Annotated in this window: 15 protein-coding genes; 3 read left to right on the top strand and 12 right to left on the bottom strand. The window is 64.9% G+C overall.

Annotated elements, in window-relative coordinates:
- Nucleotides 1–47: 47 nt before the first annotated feature.
- The 8 genes from AXW84_RS13425 to AXW84_RS13395 form a co-directional block, all read right to left on the bottom strand.
- Complete coding sequence (locus AXW84_RS13425; protein WP_236943123.1) at nt 48–1,661, bottom strand: family 43 glycosylhydrolase; 1,614 nt, start codon at nt 1,659–1,661, stop codon at nt 48–50.
- 44 nt (nt 1,662–1,705) lie between these two features.
- Nucleotides 1,706–2,863: a sialidase family protein gene (locus AXW84_RS13420; protein ID WP_068234062.1), complete on the bottom strand. Its 1,158-nt coding sequence runs from the start codon at nt 2,861–2,863 to the stop codon at nt 1,706–1,708.
- A gap of 30 nt (nt 2,864–2,893) precedes the next feature.
- Nucleotides 2,894–3,970, bottom strand: coding sequence for a glycoside hydrolase family 43 protein (locus AXW84_RS13415; RefSeq protein ID WP_068234059.1), 1,077 nt, complete (start codon nt 3,968–3,970; stop codon nt 2,894–2,896).
- Entirely contained in the window at nt 3,946–4,320 is a 375-nt protein-coding gene (locus AXW84_RS13410) for a hypothetical protein (protein ID WP_068234055.1), read from the bottom strand. The genes AXW84_RS13415 and AXW84_RS13410 overlap by 25 nt, the downstream gene beginning before the upstream one ends.
- A gap of 15 nt (nt 4,321–4,335) precedes the next feature.
- A complete protein-coding gene (locus AXW84_RS26245) occupies nt 4,336–4,461 on the bottom strand; it encodes a hypothetical protein (protein WP_257722063.1) in 126 nt (41 codons plus the stop codon).
- A gap of 36 nt (nt 4,462–4,497) precedes the next feature.
- The gene (locus tag AXW84_RS13405) at nt 4,498–5,631 is read right to left on the bottom strand and encodes a glycoside hydrolase family 43 protein (protein ID WP_082773888.1); all 1,134 of its coding nucleotides are present in this window, start codon (nt 5,629–5,631) and stop codon (nt 4,498–4,500) included.
- Between the two features lie 103 nt (nt 5,632–5,734).
- Complete coding sequence (locus tag AXW84_RS13400) at nt 5,735–7,246, bottom strand: RagB/SusD family nutrient uptake outer membrane protein (protein WP_071892720.1); 1,512 nt, start codon at nt 7,244–7,246, stop codon at nt 5,735–5,737.
- Nucleotides 7,247–7,285: 39 nt separating this feature from the next.
- Nucleotides 7,286–10,378: a SusC/RagA family TonB-linked outer membrane protein gene (locus AXW84_RS13395; protein WP_082773887.1), complete on the bottom strand. Its 3,093-nt coding sequence runs from the start codon at nt 10,376–10,378 to the stop codon at nt 7,286–7,288.
- 689 nt (nt 10,379–11,067) lie between these two features.
- On the opposite strand from AXW84_RS13395, the gene galK reads away from it, so the two are divergent.
- Nucleotides 11,068–12,237 carry a galactokinase gene (gene galK, locus AXW84_RS13390; RefSeq protein WP_068234046.1) on the top strand — a complete coding sequence of 390 codons (1,170 nt, stop codon included), beginning with the start codon at nt 11,068–11,070 and terminating at the stop codon, nt 12,235–12,237.
- 36 nt (nt 12,238–12,273) lie between these two features.
- A complete protein-coding gene (locus AXW84_RS13385) occupies nt 12,274–13,386 on the top strand; it encodes a UDP-glucose--hexose-1-phosphate uridylyltransferase (protein ID WP_068234043.1) in 1,113 nt (370 codons plus the stop codon).
- Between the two features lie 221 nt (nt 13,387–13,607).
- Here the strand turns inward: AXW84_RS13385 and AXW84_RS13380 are convergent, their stop codons facing one another.
- From AXW84_RS13380 to AXW84_RS13365, 4 genes are all read right to left on the bottom strand, one after another.
- Nucleotides 13,608–14,705, bottom strand: a complete 1,098-nt coding sequence (locus AXW84_RS13380; RefSeq protein WP_082773886.1) for a glycoside hydrolase family 43 protein — start codon at nt 14,703–14,705, stop codon at nt 13,608–13,610.
- 129 nt (nt 14,706–14,834) lie between these two features.
- Nucleotides 14,835–15,947 (bottom strand): 1,4-beta-xylanase, encoded by a 1,113-nt coding sequence (locus tag AXW84_RS13375; RefSeq protein WP_068234040.1) that lies wholly within the window; start codon nt 15,945–15,947, stop codon nt 14,835–14,837.
- A gap of 45 nt (nt 15,948–15,992) precedes the next feature.
- Complete coding sequence (locus AXW84_RS13370) at nt 15,993–17,015, bottom strand: glycoside hydrolase family 43 protein (RefSeq protein ID WP_071891314.1); 1,023 nt, start codon at nt 17,013–17,015, stop codon at nt 15,993–15,995.
- Between the two features lie 29 nt (nt 17,016–17,044).
- On the bottom strand, nt 17,045–19,093 hold the full coding sequence (locus tag AXW84_RS13365; protein ID WP_068234037.1) for a beta-L-arabinofuranosidase domain-containing protein: 2,049 nt from the start codon (nt 19,091–19,093) through the stop codon (nt 17,045–17,047).
- A gap of 193 nt (nt 19,094–19,286) precedes the next feature.
- On the opposite strand from AXW84_RS13365, the gene AXW84_RS13360 reads away from it, so the two are divergent.
- The gene (locus AXW84_RS13360; RefSeq protein WP_082773885.1) at nt 19,287–20,369 is read left to right on the top strand and encodes a glycoside hydrolase family 43 protein; all 1,083 of its coding nucleotides are present in this window, start codon (nt 19,287–19,289) and stop codon (nt 20,367–20,369) included.
- The last annotated feature ends 75 nt before the right edge of the window (nt 20,370–20,444 follow it).

The raw sequence follows: 20,444 nt of genomic DNA, 5'->3' as shown, positions 1-20,444 counted from the left end.
GCCCGTTCGACGTCGTCAATCCCGGCCCGGTGGTGCGTAAATTCGTGCTATAGCCCCAGGCTGGTTAGTGTAAACTCGTCAAAATCAGCCACGGCGGCGGTGGGTCCCTGGGCCAACACGCCTACCCGAATGCCGCGGTCCCAGGGCGGGAGGTAGGCGCCGTCGGCGCTTGGGCTGTCGGCCCCGGCCATGGGGGCCCAGGTGCGGCCGCTGTCGGTGCTGTAGGCAAAGGTGAACTGGGTATTGCGGCGGGCTTGCAGGCGCAGGCGCAGGGGCCCCGCGCCGGCGGGCAAGGCCGTTTCCACCAGCACTTCTTCCTGCCCTTTGGCGCGGCGCACGAGGCGCAGGCGGCCGTTGCCGGCCAGCAGGGCCAGGGCGTTGTCGGGGTCGCCGAGGGCGGCCAGGCCGGCGGCGGTGCCAGCGGGCAGGGCCCCCGGGCGTAGCAGCGTGGCCGTGGCCTCGTAATCCGCCGCGTAAATGGTGTGGCCCAGGGCCGCGCCGCCGTGGTCGGGCCGGGCCGTGAGGTGCAATTGGCCGCTGCTTACGGCCGCCGTGGGTTGGTATTCCACCGGCCACTGCCAGGCCAGGCCCAGCGCGGCGCCGTCGAAGCCGTCGTGCACGGCCGGCGCGGGCTGGGCCGGGGCCGCCACCGGCACCCCGCCGCCGGCGAATACCGGCCAGCCGGCTGCGTTCCAGGTGAATTCGCTGAGCACGCCCTGGCGGCCCACCAGCTGGCTGCCGGGCGCGGCGGCATAGGCGTGGTGCAGCAGGTACCAGCGGCCGTTACGCTCCACGGCGGTGCCGTGGCCGGGGCACTTCCAGGCCGCGTTTTGGGTGAGGACGGGGTTGCGGGCGTACTTCTCCCAGGGCCCCAGCAGGGTGCGGGCGCGGGCCACGCCGGTGGCGTAGGTGCAGCCGCCCCCGCAGCAGCCATTGGCCGCGTAGAAAGCGTAGAAATAGCCGCCGTGGCGTACCATGCTCACGCCTTCCACGAGGTTGCCCTCCCAGGGGGCGGTGTTGCGGAATAGCTCGGTTTTGGTACCCGTGAGGGCGGTGCGGGCCGCGTTCAGCGGCTGCGCCCAGATGGGCGTGGGCTGGCCGATGCTGTTGCCGTCCTCCTTCCACACCAGGTAGGGCTGGCCCTTTTCGTCGCGCACCGGGAAGGCGTCAATCGAGCCGTCGGGCTGGCCCACCAGCGGGCCGTGGTCGCGGTAGGGGCCCTCGGGGCGGTCGGCGCTGGCCACGCCCACGGCCAGGTTGCCGCCGCGCTTGTGCGCTGTGTAGAAAATATAGGTCTTGCCGCCGTCCTGGCTGATTTCCGGGGCCCAAAAGTAGTAGTCGGCCCAGGCCGGCCGCTCGCCCCCAAACACGCTGCCCACCGGCGTCCAGTCGGTCAGGTTGGTCGATTTCAGCAGCGGAAACACGGGGCCCCAATTCGACGACGTGGCCGTGGCCCAGTAGGTGTTCCCAATTTTCACCACCGACGGGTCGGGAAAATCGCCCGGCAGCACGGGGTTGGCCGGGGCGGGTGGCGTGGCGGTGGTGCCCGGGTGGGCGCTGGTTTGGCCCAGGGCCCCCAGCGGAGTAGCACCCAGCAGCAGACTGCCCACCAGGGCGGTGGCCGGCGGCAAAAACGCGAGGAACGAATGTTGAAAGCGCAAAGCGAGGAAAAGCTAAAAAGTGAAATGCGGAAAGCGGCCCAAACCTACGGCCGTTTTTTGCGGCTCGCTTTTGCCCGGGCGGGCGGCGTGGGCAGCGGGGCCGTTTGGTAAAAGGCTTGGCAGGTGCCGTCCACGAAGTTTAGGGCTACCTCCAGTACGGTCAGGCCGTCGGCGCCGGGCACCAGCTGCGAGCTGTAGTTGGGGCAGGGGTTGTCCTTGGCCTCGGGCACGGGCACGGGGGCGGGCACCTCCGTCCAGGGGCCCTGGCCGTTGTGGTCGTTTAGCATGTACACCCGGCCGCTGGCAGGGGCCACGGCGTTGTCGGCGTTGCTGAGCAGCAGCTGGCCCACGGCCAGTAGGCGGCCCTGGGGCTGGCCGGGCAGCGGGGCCCAGGCCAGGGTGGGGGCGTGGGCAAAGTGGTGGCCTTCGGCCGACTCAATGCGGGTGCCCAGGTCAGCTGGGTTGCCCCAGTGCGTGCCGTCGGGCGAGCGGCGCAAGTAGGCGTCGCAGCCCTGGCCGCACAGCTCGTAGCTCATGGCGTAGGTGCCGTCGGGCAGGCGGCGCACCACGGCCATGCCCGGGCGCAGGGCCCCGTCGGGGCGGCCCACGTCGAGGGTTTCGGGGCCCCAAGTGCGGCCGCCGTCGGCCGAGGTTTTGTGGGCCAGGGCCTGGTTGTAGCCGTCGGCTTTGTGCTCTTCGGTGGAATAATACACCACCAGCTGGCCCGCCGCGTCCACCGCAAACTCGGCTTCCCACAGCCCGATGAAGCCCCTCACGGGCTCGGAAAAGAAGGCCCAGGTGCGCCCGCCGTCCAGGCTGCGGTACGCGCGGATGCTGCACGGCCCGCGCCCGCCGCGGTCGGTGCCCACCGAAGTGGCCCACAGCAGCGCGCCGGCCGGGGTATCCCCCAGGGCCTGCGGCACTTCGTACAGGCCCGAGCAGCACATGCCCGGCGGCGTGGCGTCGGCCACGTCGGCCAGGTGCTGCCAGGTGCGGCCGTTGTCGGGGCTTTCGTAAATGGTACCAGCCTTGCCCACATCGAAGCTGGCCAGCAGGCGGCCCGCCCCGGGGCCCTGGGCCAGCCGGATGACGCGCGGGTAGTAGGTGGGCCGGCTGATGTCGAGCCGGGTTTGGGCGGCGGCGGGGGCGGCTAGGGCCAGCAAGCCGGCCAGGGCCCCCAGGCAGCGAAAAAGCTTGTTCATGGCGCAAATGGGGGAAAGTGAGGGCCCTCGCTATTCGCCCGCAGGCCGGGCCAGAGCAGTGTTAATGGCCACGGGTGCGCCAAAGTTGGGCGAGTCGTCGGCGTTCCAGGTAAACTTCTGCATGCGGGGGTTGCGGGCGTCGCCGCAGCCCTGGTTGGCGGCGTTGTTGGCGTGGTACACAATCCAATCCTCGGTGCCGTCCTTCGACTTAAAGAAGCCGTTGTGGCCCGGCCCATAGGCCCCGCCGGCGGGGTTTTTGACGAGTACCGGCGTGGCCGACTTGCTCCAATTGGCGGCCACCAGCGGGTCGGCGGTGCTGCTCATGCGCAGCTCGCCCAGGGCGTAGTCGTCGGTGTTGCAGTGGCTGGCCGAGTAGATTAGGAACGTGCTGCTGCCGTGCTTTATAATTTCGGGGCCCTCGTTCACCGGTATGGGGCCATACTTTTCCCAGTCGTACTGCGGGCTGCTCAGCTCCACGCGCGGGCCGGTCAGCGTCCAGGGGTTGCTCATTTCGGAAATGTAAATGCGCTGCGTGTCGTCGCCGTCGGTGCGGTGGCCCGACCACAGCAAGTAGCGCTTGCCGCCCTGCTCGAACACCGTGCCGTCGATGGCCCACTGGTCGTCGTTGGGGTTGAAGAGGCGGCCCTTCTCCGTCCAGGTGCCCTGGGTGGGGTCAGCGCTGGCGTTTTCGAGCACCCACAGGCGCTGGCCGCCGCAGCAGTTGCCGGGCCCCGCCGTGAAGTAGATGTACCACTTGCCGTCGAGGAAGTGCAGCTCCGGGGCCCACACGTCGCGCGAGTTGGCGACGTTGGTGGGCCGCCACACAATCTGAATGGACCCCGTCGCCAACTCCGACATCTTGGCCGTTTTGCGGATGCGCACGTCGCCGCCGCTCGTGTTCAGGAAGTAATAGAACCCGTCCTTTTGGTACACCCACGGGTCGGGCCCCGAGGCCAGCAGCGGGTTGGTAAACGTGGTGGCCGCCGGCCCGGCCGGGGGCGGGGTGACGGGCGGGGTGCTGGGGGCCACCGTGGCGGTGGTGCCCTGGCAGGCCACGAGGGCCCCCAGCAGCGCGGCGCGGATTAAAAAATTGGGAAGCAACGGCATACGGAAGGAAATAAAAACGGGTAGGAAGCAGCGAACCGAACCGGCCTGGCCAGTGGGTCACCACCAGCTTCCAGGGCCGCCGCGCTGCCGCAGTTTTGCACCGGGCTGTTCGACACGGTGTTGTGCTGGCCGTGGCCGATGAGGCCGGCCTCGGGCAGGTTGCCGTCGTCCAGCTCCAGCAGGTCCGGCGTGTTGTTGTCGTCCGTGATTTCAAACGCCGCCGCGTGGTGCGAAGCCGGGGCCTTGCGCACCACGGCCTCGGCTTCGCCGCGGATGGCGACGCCGTCCTTGCCGGCGGTCAGGCGGATGGGCGTGGTAACGTAGTGGCGGCCCGCGCGCAGGATAACCACATCGCCCGCCCGTGCCTAGTCCACCAAGCCCTGAAAAGCGGAATTATCGCTCGGCGCGCTTCGGTAAAAAGTGGTGGCCCGACTGGAAAAAGCAGCCAGCGCCAAGAAGCCCAGTGCCAGGCAAGAGAGGACGTTTTTCATAACAGGATGTAAAAAAGAGCGGAGGAAAGCAGGGCGTCAGGGCTGCGGAACGGCGGGTGCCGGCTGCGGGCCGGTGCTGGGCGTGCCGTCGGGCACCACGCGGGGCCAGCCGTCCACGTAGTCGAGCCGGTCGAGCAGCATCACCCGGCGCGTGCCTTCCTGTTCGGCGTTCACCGCGTCGAAGGTTTTGCGCCCGGTGCCGATGGCGTGGTAGGTAATCCAGTCGTGGCCAGCCGCGTCGGTCACCACCGAGTTGTGGCCGGGGGCCAGCCACCGGGCGTTGCGCACCAGGATGGCGCTGTTGGGGGCCCCGGTGGCGTGTTGGCGCGTTTCGAAGGGCCCCGTAGCGCTGCGCGAGCGGGCCACCAGCACCGCGTAGTGGGCCCGGTCGCCGCAGCAGTTGTCGCCGGAGTAGAAGAGGTAATACCAGCCATTCCGCAGCACTACCCAACTCCCCTCCACTAGCTTCTGGTAGTTGTCGGGGCTATCGGTTTTGTCCGGGAAAACCAGGTCCGTGGCCACGCTGCCGGGCGCGAAATGCAGCCGGTCGGCTGCCAGCTCGCGCACCTTCAGGGCCCCGAAGCCCGAGCCCCAGTACAGCAGCCGCTTACCCGTTGCCGGGTCGTCGAACTGCATGGGGTCGATGTTCACGAAGCTTGGCCCGCACTGCAAGGGCTCGTTGGTGGGCACGAACGGCCCGGCCGGCGAAGTGGCCACGGCCGTGGCCAGGCATAGCCCCGCGCCAGGGTCCTTGCTATCCACCGCGTTGTCGGGTTTGGCCGAGAAGTACATGTAGTATTTGCCGCCCACCTCGCTTACGTGCGGGGCCCAAAACGAGTCGGTGCTTTTGGCCCAGCCTGGCTTTGCCGGTAGGGCGTCGCCTAGGTGCGTCCAATGAACTAGATCGGGCGAGCGGGCCACCTGAATGTTGAGCACCTTACCCGCCCGGCGCGTTTCGGTGCCGTAAGCGTAGTAGTTGCCGTCGCGCGCCCGGATGACGGTGGGGTCGGCAAAGTCGGCGTCCCACACGGGGTTGGTGTAGGTGGCGGGCGGTTTAGGGCCCCCCGCCGCGCGGCCGGGGCCTTGCGCCCGGGTCGGCAGCGCCCCGCCGCTGCTCACCAGCAGCGCCCCGGCGAGCAGGTAGCCGGTTCTGGTTATAAGTGTTGCCATGCGGGTTGTTTAGATAATGGAAGCCGCGCCGGGCAAGGCCCCACGGCAAGGCCGCCGGAACAATTGAATTCCGGCGGCCCGTTGGTAAAAAAAATGTGCTCGACTAGTAGCCGGGGTTCTGCTTCAGCGCCGGGTCGAGGGAGATGTCGGCCTGCGGAATGGGCAAGTACAGCGACTTGCCAATGACGTAGTTGATGTAGTCGGGGTCGCGTTCCGCGATGCTGTTCACGCCGGCTTGCGTGTCGAGCAGGCCCGAGCGTTGCAAATCGGGCCAGCGGGTGTTCTCGCCGCACAGCTCCGTGTTGCGCTCGTGCAGCAGCTGCGTTTTCATGGTCGCCTGCGTGAAGGTGCCGGCCACCAGCGGGGTCAGGCCCACGCGGGCCCGCACCTGGTTAATGAGCGGCACGGCGGCGGCCGGCTGGCCTTGCTCGTTCAGGGCCTCGGCCTGCATCAGCAGCACGTCGGCGTAGCGCATCACCCGGAAGTCGATGGGCGAAAAGTAGTTTTCAAAGGTGCGGGTCTTGTCGTTCTGGTACTTGCGCCAGAACACTTCGCTGTTGTCGGTGTAGCCGCGCTGGGCGTAGGTTTTGCCGTACACCAGCATGCTGCTGCTGAGCAGGGTCACGTCGCGGCGCGGGTCGGGCTTGCCGTCCACGGTAAGGTCGCTGAACGCATTATAAAGCCATTTGCGGGGCTGGCCATCGCACCAGCCCACCTGCCGGGCCCCAAAAAACTGCGCCCGCTGAGAGCCCAACGATGAGCCCGCCACGTCCTGCCCGTCGCCTTGCAGCTCGCTGGTGAAGCCGATTTCAAAAATGGATTCCTTGTTATTCTCGCCGGCCACGTTGAAGTTGTCCTCGTAGTTGGGCACCAGGGCGTAGGTCCCCGCGTCAATCACCTTCTGAAACTGCGCCTGGGCCTCGGCCCACTTGCGCTGCTGCATGTACACCTTGCCCATCAGGGTTTGGGCGGCGCCTTTGGTGGCGCGGCCCACGTCGTTGCCGGTGTAGGACACGGGCAGCGTAGTTTCGGCGGCTTTCAAGTCGGCCAGCATGAAATCCCAGCCCTGCTGCACGGTGCCCTGGGCCTCGCGCGAGTTGGCGTTTACGGGCTCCGAAATCAGCGGCACGTTGCCCCAGAGCGTTATCAGGTTCCAGTAGTAGAGGGCCCGCACGAAGTGGGCTTCGCCCAGCAGCCGGTTCTTCAGCGCCGTTTCGGTGCCAAAATCGATGGCGGGCACGTTGTTCAGCACCTGGTTGCAGCGGTACACGCCGCGGTAGGCTTCCGTCCAGGGGCTGCCCACCGTCGGAAAGTTGTAGTCGATGATGATGAAGCGGGTCGAGTTGGCCAGGTCCGTCCAGGGGCTGTTGCTAAAGCCCTCGTCCGAGCGCAGGTCGTAGTCGAAGTGAATCCAGCGGCCGTAGCTGCCCTCGAAGTGAAACGGGTCGTAGCACGACGTGGTAGCCAAAATGGCGTCGTTGGGCGTTTTAAAAAACGTGGACGTCGACGGCGCGTTGGGGTTCACCTGGTCGAGCAGGTTTTTCTGGCAGCCGGTGGCGAGCAGCACGCCGCTCAGCGCCAGGACCGAAGTAAACTTGAACTTGAAGGATTTCATAAAAATCAATTTTTAAACGGATGAAGAGCTAAGCCAAGGCTAGAAACCCAGTTGCAGGCCCCCGGTGAAGGTGCGCAGGTTGGGGTAGGAATTGAAATCGACGCCGCGCTGGAAAGGGTCGCCGTTCACAAACTCCGGGTCGGGCCCGGTGTATTTGGTGGCCGTGAAGAAGTTTTGGCCCGTTACGTAAATCCGCAGGCTACCCACGCTCTTCACCCGGCTGGTCAGCGCCTTAGGGAAGGTGTAGCCCACCTGGAAATTCTTGCCGCGCAGATAGTTGCCTTTTTCAAGGAAGCGGCTGCTGGGCTGCGAGTTCTGAGCCGAAGCCACCTGAAGGTCGTTCGTGACGCCGTTGTTGGCCAAGGCCCGGGGCGTTGTAGTCGAGTGGTTTTCGGGTGTCCAGGGCACGAAATTTGCGCGGTAGTTGCTGGGGTCGTCGGTGCGGTCCATCGTGGCGCGGGCCACGTTGTACACTTGGTTGCCGGTTACGCCCTGCAACAGCACCGACACGTCGAAGCCCTTGTAGCCCGCGTTGAGGCTCAAGCCGTAAGAAATTTTGGGAAAGGGCGTCCCGATGTGCACCCGGTCCTTATTGTTGATAGTCCCGTCGCCGTTGGCATCCACGTAGCGCACGTCGCCGGGCTTGGCGTAGGGCTCGATGATTTTGCCGTCGGCGCTCTTGTAATTATTCACCTCGTCCTGCGTCTGGAAGATGCCGTCAAACTGAATCATGTAGGCCGAGCCGATGGGATAACCAACTTCCGTGTAGGTCTGGCCCCGGTCGTACACCGAGTTGTTTGCATCGGTGGCCAGCACGCGGTTGCGCAGCGTGGTCAGGTTGCCCGAAATGCCGTAGGTAAACGGGTGCCGGTTGTCCTGGTAGCCGGCCACGAACTCGAAACCACGGTTTTCCAACTCGCCCAGATTACCGAAAATGGTGGTGTTGAAGCTGCCCGAGTAAATGGGCACGTTGAGGGGCACTAGCGCATCCTTGGTCCGCGAAATGTAGTAATCGCCGGAGAGCGTCAACCGGTTGTCGAAAAAGGCAATGTCCAGGCCGTAGTTGGTGAAATAGCGGCGCTCCCAACGTAGGTTGGAGCTGGGAAAGCCCACCTGAATAGCGCCTGGGGTTATGACATTACCGTTGAAAACGGCGGAAGCGTTGGTGTTGATGAGCGGCTGGCTGGGGTATGCGTCGCCGAGTCCGTCGTTGCCGTTCACGCCGTAGCTGAAGCGCGGCTTGAAGTTGCTGACGAAAGGCGCGGCGGTTTTGAAGAACTCCTCCTCGCTCAGGCGCCAGCCAATGGAGCCGGCGTAGAAATTAGCGTATTTCTCGTCGAGCTGCGACGAGCCGTCGCGACGGAAACTGCCCGTCAGCAAGTAGCGGTTTTTGTAGTCGTACACCACTTGCCCGAAGTACGAGCGTTTGGTAAATACCGCCTGGCCGCCGGTGGTGGCATTGGGCGTAGCCCCCGAGCCGAGCACTGGGAAGTACTGCCCGCCGTACTGCGCGTAGCCGTTGGCGCGGGCAAACGCGTTGGTGAGGCGGCGGTACTGTTCCGAGTAGCCGAGCACAGCATTGACGTGGTTATCGCCAAAGTCCTTGTTGAAGTTGAGGGTGTTCTCCGCAATGGCGCGGAGGTTGTCGCCGCGGTTTTCGGTCAGGTAGCCCGGCTCGTTGGGCGCGTTGTAGCTGATGATGCCGGGCTTGCGGAACGAGCGGTCGGCAAAATCGAGTGCGTCGATGCCCAGGTTGAGCTTGTACGAGAGGAAGTTGGTGAACCGGAATTCCGGCGTCAGGCTGCCTTGCAGGCGGTTGTTGTACTGCGTCGAGTTGATGTACTCCTGCTCGGCCACTGGGTTGGTGCCGAAGGTATAGGCCGCGTCCGAACCGAAGCCATAGCCGCTGCTGGTGGTGGGGTCGTATACCGGAATAGTGGGCAGCAGGCGAATGGCGTCCTGAAACGGCTGGCCGTTGGGCAGGGTCGCGAACGTGTGCGAAAGTTGCAACGACTCGTTGATGGTGAACCGGCCGCTCGTGATGCCCGAGTTCAAGCGCAGTGAGTACCGCTCGAAGTCGGTGCCGATGAGCGTACCCTTTTGCTTGAAGTAGCCGCCCGACACCAGGTAGTTGGAGTTATAATTTTCGCCGCTGGTACCGCCCGATAGGCCCACGTTGTAATTCTGCACCGAACCGGTGCGCAAAATGGCGCTTTGCCAATCGGTGTCGGCATATTGCCCGGGGTTGGCGGCCGAGGCCAGCGGGGCGCGGCCCGCATTAGTATAAGCAGCACTGCTGATGGCGGCCCATTGGGCGGCGTTGGTCAGATTCCAGCGGCTCACCACGTTCTGCGCCCCGGCCGAGGCGTCAAACGTAATGGCAGGCTTGCCCGACTTGCCGCGCCGGGTGGTGATGATAATAACCCCGTTTGCCCCCGCCGAACCGTAGATGGAGGTCGAGGAAGCATCCTTCAACACGTTGACGGCCGCAATGTCCTGCGGGTTCAGGTCGCGGATGTTATCCACCCAGGCCCCGTCCACCACATAGAGCGGGTTGCTGCCCGAATACAATGTGCCTGCCCCCCGGATGACTACGTTGGGAGCTTGGCCGGGGGTACCGCTATTGTTGATTTGTACGCCCGAAACGCGGCCCTGGAGGGCTTCGGTGATGGTGGCCACTGGGGCCTTTTTGGCCTCCGCTATGTTCACGCTGCTCACGGCGCTGCTCAGATTCTGGCGGTCCTGGGTCACATAGCCCAGCACCACCACCTCGTTGAGCTGCTGGTTGTCTTGCACCAGGCGCACGGTCAGCGGGCCGCCGGTCGCGGCCACTTCCTGCGTGGTGTAGCCCACTGATGACAGCACCAGGGTAGCCCCGGCGGGTGCATCGAGGGTGAAATCACCGTTGGCGTTGGTGGAGGTGCCGTTTTGGGTACCCTTCACGAGCACCGTCACGCCGGGCAGGCCTTCGCCTTTTTCATCGGTCACGTGCCCCGTAACGGGCTGAACCGAGGCTAGGCGGGCAACAACAAGCGGGCGGTACGCTGCTAAGGCGTTGGCGACCCCAACCGTGGGTAGGCAGCACACCAACGCAGGGAGCAGGTACCGCGAGGATAGTAGCAACTTTTTCATGAAAGAAAGAAAAAAATGAGGAAAATGAAAAGTAAGAAATATGCAAACGTTTGCGCTATTTATGGTAAAAAAACCCGTCAATTCGACGGCGAAGCATATTGTATTTTAATTAGTAGACGTTTACTTAAGTAGCGCAAATGGGATGGTCCTTCGCGTAAAAAGAAAATGTGGGGACTAACACAAACCCTTGCCACACGGTCAATCACCCGTTGTAAAAATAGTAGCATATTATTAAAGCACAAACGTTGGTTGCGATTTGATAATATAATTGTGCATTCCATTGCGTAATTCATGATATTTTTTTTCTGGGCCTTATTAAAAAAGCGGCTTTTGTAAGCCGTCGTGGCCGCAACGGATGGCTTCCAAGGAAAATTCTGCACCGTTCGGCTGAGCCACTAAATACGCTGGGCCCTCGGCTCGCAACCTGGCGGATAACGTCAAATGGTTTTTATACTTTACCGGGAAATAATCAAACCACTTTAAAGGTGATTTTGCCGGGTTAGTGATAACTCTGAAGAATATGCATGGGTAGATAAGTAGTGCAGTTAACAGTGTTTTACATGCATGTGTCTGATGCTAACAATCACCTTAATTGAATAAATTAAGCGCAAACGTTTGTCCATTTTATAGAAATTTCTCATCTTTAGCCGGCCCAAACGACACTTCAGGGGCCCTAAACCTGCCTGCTCATGCCCATTGCTGCCATTGCCGCCGATTTTCACCGCCGTTTCGGCCATGAACCCCTACTGGTGCGTGCCCCTGGCCGCATCAACCTCATCGGCGAGCACACCGACTACAACGACGGCCTAGTGCTGCCGGCCGCCATCGACAAGGAAATATTCTTCGCGGTGGGCCTGAACGGGGGCGATGCGGTGCGCTTGGTGTCGTTCGACAAGGCCGATACCTACGAGGTAGCGGTGGCCGATGTGGCCCCCAGCGACCACCTGTGGGCCAACTACTTGCTGGGCGTGGTGGCCCAGTTTCAGGCGCACGGGGTGGTAGTGGCGGGCTTCGACTGCGTATTTGGTGGCAACGTGCCGATGGGGGCGGGCATGTCGTCGTCGGCCGCCATTGAGTGCGGGCTGGCGTTTGCCCTCAACGAGCTGCTGCACACGGGCTTCGACCGCATGACGCTGGCCAAAATGGGCCAGCAGGCCGAGCACACCTACGCCCACGTGATGAGCGGCCTCATGGACCAGTTTGCCAGCCTGCACGGCCGCGCCGGCCACGTGGTGCGCCTCGACTGCCGCTCGCTCGACTACGAATACTTCCCCTTCGCCGCCGACCAATACCACCTCGTGCTGTGCAACTCGGGCGTGAAGCACTCGCTGGCCAGTTCCGAGTACAACAAGCGCCGCCAGGAATGCGCCCAGGGCGTGGCCGTGCTACAAAAGAAACACCCCGAAATCAAGAGCCTGCGCGACGCCACGCTGGCGCAAATCGAAGCCGCTCGCACCGAGATGGGCGACGTGGTGTACCGCCGCTGCCGCTACGTGGTGCAGGAAAACCAACGCGTGCAGGAAGCCTGCGACGCCCTGAAGGCCAACGATATGGATGCCGTGGGCCGGGCCATGTACGCCTCGCACGCCGGCCTGCGCGACGACTACCAAGTGAGCTGCCTGGAACTGGACGAACTGGTGGAAATGGCCCGTCCGCTGCCCGGCGTGCTGGGGGCCCGCATGATGGGCGGGGGCTTCGGCGGCTGCACCATCAACTTGGTGGCCGTGGCGGAGGTGGAGGTATTCGTGGCGGCGATGGGAAAGGCGTTTGAGCAGCGGTTCCAGCAGAAGCTCGAAACCTACCACACCACCATTGTGGGCGGCGTGAGCGAGCTGCATGGCGCCGCTGTGCAAGCGTAAAGCCATCCCTTTTTGCTCCATTCGCGTTTTCTAGTCATGTCTGATTCCGCCTTCGACCCCACCCACCAATCGCACCGCCGCTACAACCCCCTCACCGGGGAATGGCTGCTTGTCTCGCCCCACCGCGCCCTGCGCCCCTGGCAGGGCCAGCAGGAAAAAACGCCCCCCGACAAGCGCCCGGCCTACGACCCCGCCTGCTACCTGTGCCCCGGCAACGTGCGCGCCAACGGGGCCCACAACCCGCCGTACACCGGCACGTTCCGGTTTGATAACGACTTCGCGGCCCTGCAACCCGACGGGCCGGCCGGGGGCATCAACATTGATAACCTGCTGATTGCGGAATCCGAAACCGGCGTGGGCCGCGTCATCTGCTTCTCACCGCGCCACGATTTGACTTTGCCTGAAATGACCCCGGAGGCCATTCGGGGCGTGGTGGACGTGTGGGTGGACGAGTACCAGACCCTGGGGGCCCGGCCGGACATCAACTACGTGCAGATTTTCGAGAACAAGGGCTTCATCATGGGCTGCTCGAACCCGCACCCACACGGCCAAATCTGGGCCCAGCACACCGTGCCCGTCGACCCTGCCAAGGAAACCGTGCAGCAGGCCAAGTACTTCGAGGAGCACGGCCGCACGCTGCTCACCGACTACCTCGCCACCGAGCTGCGCGAAAAGCAGCGCGTCGTCATCGAAAACGACAGCTGGGTGGTGCTGGTGCCGTTCTGGGCCACCTGGCCCTTCGAAACGCTGCTGCTGCCGCGCCGCGCCGTGGCCTCGCTGGAGCTGCTGAACGACGCCGAGAAGAACGACTTGGCCGACATCCTGCGCCGCCTCACCATTCGCTACGACAACCTGTTCGAGCTATCGTTCCCGTACTCGGCCGGCTGGCACCAGCGCCCCACCGACGGCCAGCAGCACTCCGAATGGCACCTGCACATGCACTTCTACCCGCCGCTGCTGCGCTCGGCCACGGTGCGCAAGTTCATGGTGGGCTACGAAATGCTAGCCAACCCCCAGCGCGACGTGACGGCCGAGTGGGCCGCCGACCGCCTGCGTTCGTTGCCCGAAATCCACTACAAGCAAACCGCCGCTGCTACCGCCGCCCCAGTGGCCGGCGAGGTAGCCCCGCCCGAGGCCCCGGGTAAGTAGGGGCCCTGGATTGTTGTTGCTAAAAAGGCCCGCTAAATAATTAGCGGGCCTTTGCATGTAGCGCGGACTCTGCGAGTCCGCGGCTCTCGCTTCATCCCGCCGGTCGCTGCACGATTACCGGTAGGACGAAGCGAGAGCCGCGGATTACAAAGTCCGCGCTATAGATTGTCCAGCGACCGTTCCACCGCGCGGACTCGCAGAGTCCACGCTACGGGCTCGGGCTACTGGCCCGAGGGCACGGCCAGCACTTGGTCGGCGGGTACGGGCTGGCCGAAATCGGGCGTGCCGTCGGGGCGCCACGTGAAGCGCTGCATCCGTGGCGTGCGCTTGGGGCCGCAGCCCTGGTCGGGCGCGCTGTTGGCGTGGTACAGCAACCAGTTTTCCTTGCCGTCGGGCGAGGTGAAAAAGGAATTATGGCCCGGCGCGTACACCTTGTTTTCGGGCGACTGCTGGAACACGGGCGTGGGGGTTTTCGTCCACGACGCGGGCTTGCGCAAGTCGCTGTTTGCGTCGGCCGTGAGCATGCCGAGGACGTAAAAATCCGTCCAGCAGCCGCTGGCCGAGTACACCAAGAACAGCTTATTGCCGTGCCGAATCACCTCGGGGCCCTCGTTCACGGCCACGTGGGGCGGGTCGTTGGGGCTGTGCAGGTCGCCGTTGCGCTCCCAGGCGTAGGTGGGCGTGGAGATGCGCACCCGCGGGCCGGCCAGCGTCCAGGGGTTTTTCAGGGGGGCCAGGTAAATGTCCTGGCGGCCGTTCACGATGCCGTCCCAGCCCGACCAAATGAGGTACAGACGCCCGTTGTTGAGGAACACCGAGCCGTCGATGGCCCAGCGGTCGGCGGCCGGGTCGGCCAGCTTGCCGCGGTCGGTCCAGGTGCCTTGCAGCGGGTCGGGCGACGCGTTTTCGAGCACCCAAAGGCGGTGCGAGGGGTTGTCGCCGGCGTCGGCGGCGTAGTAGAGGTACCATTTGCCGCGCAGGAAATGCAGCTCGGGGGCCCAAATGTGCCGGCTGTTGGGGCCCGTGGCCGGCGGCGTCCACACCACGCGGTGCGCGGCGTTTTTGAGGTCGGCCAGGTTCTTGGTTTTCCAGAGCGTGAGGTTGTCGCCCGTCGTGTTGGTGTAATAGTAGTAGCCCTCGTGGTAGATGCTCCACGGGTCGGCCCCCACCGGCAGCAGCGGGTTGGTGAACGTGGCCGCTGGGGCCCCCGTGGCCGGCACCAGGGCGCCGGGGCCCCGCTGCCGGGTGCAGGCGGGCAGCAGCACCAGCGCCAGCAGCACCGCGCTGATAGTTTGCGTTACCCGAGGTGAAATGCGCATCGTCGGACTGGGTTGTTGTGGATCAAAAGAGCAGAAGTACGGCCTTTTGCATAACCGTGCTTTTAGCAGCAGTAAGGTGCCCTTCGCAGCATAGGAAGGCCTTTGCTGCCAAAATAGGGCCCTGGGCCCCTACTTGCCGTTAGTTTTCTTGATCAGGTCCACCTCGTCCTGGTGGTAGGGCGTGCCGTCTTTGCGGAACACCTCGTGGAACCACTCGCCGGGCTCCGAGCCGTCGGCGATGGGCACGTCCCACTGGTACTTGGTGTTGGTTTTGCCGTCCACCAAGCCCCAGTTGATGGCGGCCACGTTGTATTTTTTCAGCAGGGGCATGATGTTGACGAAGCGCGAGTTGCGGGGCCGCGCCATGTACTCGGTGCAGAGCAGCGGCCGGCCGTGGGTGGCCAGCAGCGCAATGATGCGCTCATGCGATGGCACCTCGTCGTAGCAGTGGTAGGTGATGACGTCGGAGTGCAGGGCCTGGTACGTGTTCAGGGCCCCATAGCCCGGGTCCCAGTTCCAGAGGCCGGCGCTCAGGGGCTGGTCGGGGCGCACCGCCGATGCCCAGGCGAACACGTTGCGCAACAGCGGCAGCGAGGCCACGCCCTTGCCGTTGTTGCCCGGCTCGTTGTACAAGTCCCACAGCAAGATGCGCTTGTCGTGGGCAAAGCTCGTGAGCACGTCCGTCACGTAGGGGCGCAGCTGCACGAAGGTGGCCGAATCGCGCGAGGCGGGGTCGCCGGGGTCCTGCGCCCAGCCCGAGTTGTGGACGCCGATTTTGGGCGCGGGCTGGGGCCCCGCCTTCGGGTCCTTGTTCCAGCAGTCGTCAAAAAACACGAGAATGGTGCTAATGTGGTGCTTGTCGGCGATGGCGAGGTAATCATTCACGCGCTTTTTGAAGCCGGCCGGGTCCTCCTTCCAAGCCAAGCTGTGCAAAAACACGCGCATCGTGTTGAAGCCGATGCCCTCGGCCCAGCCCAGCTCCTTGTCGATGGTTTGCGGGTCGAAGGTGGCGGCCTGCCACATTTCGAGCTGGTTGATGGCCGTGCTGGGCGTGAAGTTGGCGCCCGACATCCAGGGGTGTGTCTGGTACCAGGCGTTGGCCTTGGATGTCGTCCAGCGGGGGCCCTGGGCGGCGGCCGTATTGGCGCCGGCGCCCTTGGTTTTGGTTTTGACTTTTTGTGCCTGGGCCCCCGGCGCGCCGAGCAACGCCACGAACAAGAGCAAGAACGAAATTTTCTTCATGCGAAAAAGGAAAGAAATTAGTTAAGAGGGATTTAATAGAAAGCGTTACTCGCCCGACGGCACGGCCTGGGGCGTGGCCAGCGCGGCCGGGGCCCCAAAATTGGGCGTGCCGTCGGGGTTCCAGCCGAAGCGCTGGGCCCGGGCGCTGCGTCCCTCGCACTTGCCGTCGGCGGCGGCTTTGGCGTGGTAAATAAGCCAGTTTTCGCGCCCGTCGGGTGAAGTGGTGAAGCCGTTGTGGCCGGTGCCCCACACGCCGTTTGCGGCCGACGGGTGAAAGACCGGCTGCGGCGCTTTCGTCCACGAGTCGGCCCGCAGCGGGTCGGCGCCGGGGCGGGCCGTGAGCAGGCCCAGGCAGTAGTTATCGTCCCAGCAGGCGCTGGCCGAGTACACCACGAACAGCTGGCCCCGGCGGCCCGCCAAAAATTCGGGGCCCTCCAGAATCTGGCGGCCGCCGCCCTTTTCCCAGGCGTAGGTGGGCCGGGCGATGATGGTTTCCTTGCTGGCGTCCAGCGTCCAGGGGTTGGCCATGGGCGCAATGGCCAGCACACTTTGGGCCCCCACGTAGGCCGAGTACAGGAAGTAGCGCCGGCCGCCGTGCTCAAACACCGAGCCGTCGAGGCCCGAATAGCGGGTATTGATTTTGCCCTTGTCCACCCACGTGCCGGCGGTGGGGTCGGGGCTGGCGTTTTCCAGCACGAACACGTAGCGCGTCTGGTCGCTAAAATTGGCCTTGTCCGTGGCGGTATAATAGAGGTACCACTTGCCGCTGAGGAAGTGCAGCTCCGGGGCCCAAATTTCGTAGGAGTTGGGCCCCGCGGCGGGCGGCGTCCACACCACCGCGCCGGGGGCGTCTTTTATCCCTTCGAGGGTTTTGGACTTCCACAGCGTGAGGTTTTTCCCCATCGTGTTGGTGTAGTAATAATAGCCGCCGTGGCGCACGACCCACGGGTCGGGTCCGTTCGCTTTCAGGGGGTTGGTGAAGGTGCGGCCGGCCGCGGGGCCCTGGGCCCGGGCCGCTGGCAGGGCGCCGAGCAGCAGCAGAAAAATCAGGATTTTACGACGAAGCATAGGCAGGGGAGAGGGAGCGAAGCAGCGGGTTAGGGCACGACGGGCAGCGCCACCACGCGCAGCTTGGTGCAGCCGTAGGGGATGAAGGTGAGGGGCTCGGCAGTGGCCGCCACGGGGCCCTTGTACACGCCGTCGCGGGCCGTGACGGGCTGCGGCGCCACGCCCGCGCTCAGCTGCCAGTCGGGCAGGCGCCGCCCGCTGACGGTGAGGGCGATGGGCGCATTGGCGGCGTTCCAGTAGAAGCCCGGGGCATCGGCGGCCACGGGCTTCGCCACTACGGTGATGTGGCCTACCGGGTCGTCGACCACGGCGCGGGGCAGGCCGTAGTTCCAGGGGCCCTGGGGCGCGAGGGTGAAGTAAGGGCCTTCCTCGGCCTGCTGGCTTTGCTGCCACTGGGCGTCAATTTTGAGGGCGTACACCAAGGGGCCCCGCTCCAGGGTGCGCGAGTTGCGAGCCCAGTTGCTCGTGCGCACCGCCATGGGCAGGCGCAGCGTGAGGCGGTCGTGGCGCTGCCAGGTGCGCGCCACGGTGATGATTTGCCCGCCCCGGTCGGTGCGCAGCGGCTGGCCGTTGAGCAGCACGGTGGCCTCGGCGCACCACGCGGGCAGCCGCAGCGCCAGCGGGAAGGCGGTGGGTTTTTTCAGCTCCACCACGAAGTCCACCTGGTCGCCAAACGGGTAGGCCGTTTCTTCGCGGACGGTGACCGGCACGTTGCCGTTTACGGTCGCAGTCAGGATATTAGGTGCGTACTCAAGGGCCGCCAGGCCCTGGGCCGGGGTGGCGTACCAGAGGTGGGTGGCGAACTTGGCCCAGCCCTGGTGCATGTTGGCGGTGCAGCACGTGTAGCCGGCGTAGGGCCCGAACACGTTGTTCATGCCGCGCTCGAAGGGCAGCGTGAAGTCGAGCACGCCGCGCTGCACCTGCACCTGGTTGGCCACCTGGAAGTACTGGCGGCTGGTGTAGTCGTCGGTGGTTTGGGTGGGCAGGGCGTTGTAGGCGATGCGCTCCAGGGCGTCGAGGTAGGCGGCGTCGCCGGTGAGGGCGGCGGCCTGCTCCAGCGAAAACATGGTTTCGGCGACGGCGCACAGCTCCGTGCCCTGGGTGGGCAGGTTGCCGTGCAAGTCCTCGTCGGCCGAAAACATGCCGGCGGGCAGGCCGTGCAGCGTCATCAGGTCGTGCCAGCCGGTGCGCAGGGCCTGTGGCAGCTGCGGCTGGTCGGGGTGAGCCTGGGCGTACACCACGGGCAGCTTCAGGCCCATGCCCACGTTCACGCCGTGGCGGTCCATCCAGTGGGCCCCGGTTTGGTTGGCGGCGGCTTCCAGCACCCAGTCGCGCCCGCCCAGCAGGGCGGTCCAGGGCGTGGTTTGTTGGTAGAGCAGCTCGCCCAGCTCCAGCAAAAACGGCGCGCCGGTTTGGCGGTACAGCCAGTACACCACCAGCAGGTTGTCGCCGCCGCGGGTGGTGCTCCACTCGCTCCACTGGCCCAGGGGCGCGGCCGGCAGGTTGGCCAGCTGGTAGCGGAAGTACTTGGTCAGGAACGGGATAACGCGCGCGTCGTGGGTGGCCTGGTAGTGCTGTTGCAGCACCTTCAGCATCACCATGCGCGGCCACCAGTCTTCGCCTTGGGTGCCCTGCACGTCGAGCAGGTGGCCCGCCTGCTGCTCGGCTTTGGTGAGGGGCCCAAAGTAGCCCGAGGGCCGCTGGTGGGCCAGGGACCAATCGACGTAGCGCTGCACCTTGGCCAGCAAGGGCCGGTCGTGCAGCAAGTGGGCCAGGGGCAGGGCCCCGTCGAGCCAGTAGGGCGTTTCCTCCCAGCCGTCGCCAGTGCCGCCGAGCCAGCCGTTGCGGTCGCGCAGCTTGGGGTAAGTTTCGTCGAGGTGGCCGGTGGTGTGGTCGCGCATCACGGCGAGCTGGGTGCGCAGCCAGCCGTTGGGCCGAATGGCCCCCGGCGCCAACTCGTGGTACGCCAGCGGGGCCAGCGACTGGGCTTGGACTGAGGCCACGGCGGCGCCCAGTACCCCGGCCACCAGGGCCGCCGCCCGAATGAGGCGGAATGCACTTACACAAACGTTGTACATCAACTGCCTAAAAAGTTAGGATAGTACCGCTGCGAAACCAACCGAAATCCGTGTTGGGATTACCTGCCGCAAGGTAGTAAGCAATTTGATATTCGTGCAAACGTTTGCACTTTCTTCGGAATATTAATACATTCGTCGTCCCAGCCCCGCCGTTGCGGGCCCTTGCCCACGAGCCGCTTCCTTTCGCCTGCCCATGCCCTCCGCCGATTCCCGCCGCGACTTCCTGCGCTACGCCGCCTTAGCCGGGGGCCTGCTGGCCCTGCTGCCCAGCCGCAACGCCCGTGCCGCTGCCCGCACCTACACCAACCCCGTGGTGCGGCGCAACTTCCCCGACCCCGCCGTGCTGCTGCACCAGGGCACATACTACGCCTTCGGCACCACCGGGCAGGGCCGCACGGCCGATGGCCGTATCTTCAGCGTGCTGACGTCGAGCAACTTGGTGGACTGGCGCGACGCCGGCGGGGCCCTGGCGCCGCCGCCCGGCAGCGCGGGGCTCGACTTTTGGGCCCCCGAGGTCGTGTTCCGCGACGGCACGTTTTACATGTACTACTCGCGGGGCGGCGGCGCCATTGCCGCCACCGTGGGCCACCGCCTGTACGTGGCCACCAGTGCCGCGCCGCAGGGCCCCTACGCGGAAGTGGCGGCGCTCGACGTGCCGGAAAGTAAGTTCACCATCGACGCCCACCCGTTTCAAGACACTGACGGGCAGTGGTATTTGTTCTACGCCCGCGACTTCATCGATTCCAACGACGGCTATTTCCCCGGCACCGGCCTGGCCGTAGACCGCCTCGCCACCATGACGGCGCTGGCCCAGCAGCCGCGCACCGTGCTGCGCGCCCGCCACCCGTGGACGATTTTCGAGGCCAACCGCCGGGTGCCGCTCTATGATAACCAAGTGTTTGCGCAGTGGCACACACTGGAGGGCCCCTACGTGCGCCGCCACGACGGAAAGTACTACTGCTTTTATAGCGGGGCCAATTTCCTGACCGACCGCTACGGCGTGGATTTTTGCGTGGCCGACAGCATCCTGGGGCCCTACTCGGAGGCCGGCGGCGGGGCCGGCGCGCGGGTGCTGCACGCGGTGCCGGGCCACGTGCGGGGCCCCGGCCACCACTCGCACGCGGTGGGCCCCGACGGCCACACCGAATACCTCGTGTACCACGCCTGGAACCCGCAAATGACGGAGCGCCAGCTCTGTATCGATAAACTGGCGTGGACGGCCCAGGGGCCCCGCTGCCTGGGGCCTACCTATTTGCCGCAGCCGCTGCCGGGCTAAAAAAATAAGCGGCTCCGGGCAGTTCCGGAAGTGCAAAATTTGCGTAGATCTTTGCGTAGCGGTTTTCGCTGCTTT

It is taken from the genome of Hymenobacter sp. PAMC 26628 (assembly GCF_001562275.1).
GTDB lineage: Bacteria > Bacteroidota > Bacteroidia > Cytophagales > Hymenobacteraceae > Hymenobacter.
The sequence above is the reverse complement of the archived record's forward strand: the minus strand, read 5'-3'. Positions and strand labels throughout refer to the sequence as shown.

What these genes read in the sequence shown, in the direction of transcription:
- AXW84_RS13420 (WP_068234062.1), bottom strand. Translation starts at nt 2,863, where the DNA reads ATGAACAAGCTTTTTCGCTGCCTGGGGGCCCTGGCCGGCTTGCTGGCC.
- AXW84_RS13415 (WP_068234059.1), bottom strand. Translation starts at nt 3,970, where the DNA reads ATGCCGTTGCTTCCCAATTTTTTAATCCGCGCCGCGCTGCTGGGGGCC.
- AXW84_RS26245 (WP_257722063.1), bottom strand. Translation starts at nt 4,461, where the DNA reads ATGAAAAACGTCCTCTCTTGCCTGGCACTGGGCTTCTTGGCGCTGGCT.
- AXW84_RS13405 (WP_082773888.1), bottom strand. Translation starts at nt 5,631, where the DNA reads ATGGCAACACTTATAACCAGAACCGGCTACCTGCTCGCCGGGGCGCTG.
- AXW84_RS13400 (WP_071892720.1), bottom strand. Translation starts at nt 7,246, where the DNA reads ATGAAATCCTTCAAGTTCAAGTTTACTTCGGTCCTGGCGCTGAGCGGC.
- AXW84_RS13395 (WP_082773887.1), bottom strand. Translation starts at nt 10,378, where the DNA reads ATGAAAAAGTTGCTACTATCCTCGCGGTACCTGCTCCCTGCGTTGGTG.
- galK (WP_068234046.1), top strand. Translation starts at nt 11,068, where the DNA reads ATGCCCATTGCTGCCATTGCCGCCGATTTTCACCGCCGTTTCGGCCAT.
- AXW84_RS13385 (WP_068234043.1), top strand. Translation starts at nt 12,274, where the DNA reads ATGTCTGATTCCGCCTTCGACCCCACCCACCAATCGCACCGCCGCTAC.
- AXW84_RS13380 (WP_082773886.1), bottom strand. Translation starts at nt 14,705, where the DNA reads ATGCGCATTTCACCTCGGGTAACGCAAACTATCAGCGCGGTGCTGCTG.
- AXW84_RS13375 (WP_068234040.1), bottom strand. Translation starts at nt 15,947, where the DNA reads ATGAAGAAAATTTCGTTCTTGCTCTTGTTCGTGGCGTTGCTCGGCGCG.
- AXW84_RS13370 (WP_071891314.1), bottom strand. Translation starts at nt 17,015, where the DNA reads ATGCTTCGTCGTAAAATCCTGATTTTTCTGCTGCTGCTCGGCGCCCTG.
- AXW84_RS13365 (WP_068234037.1), bottom strand. Translation starts at nt 19,093, where the DNA reads ATGTACAACGTTTGTGTAAGTGCATTCCGCCTCATTCGGGCGGCGGCC.
- AXW84_RS13360 (WP_082773885.1), top strand. Translation starts at nt 19,287, where the DNA reads ATGCCCTCCGCCGATTCCCGCCGCGACTTCCTGCGCTACGCCGCCTTA.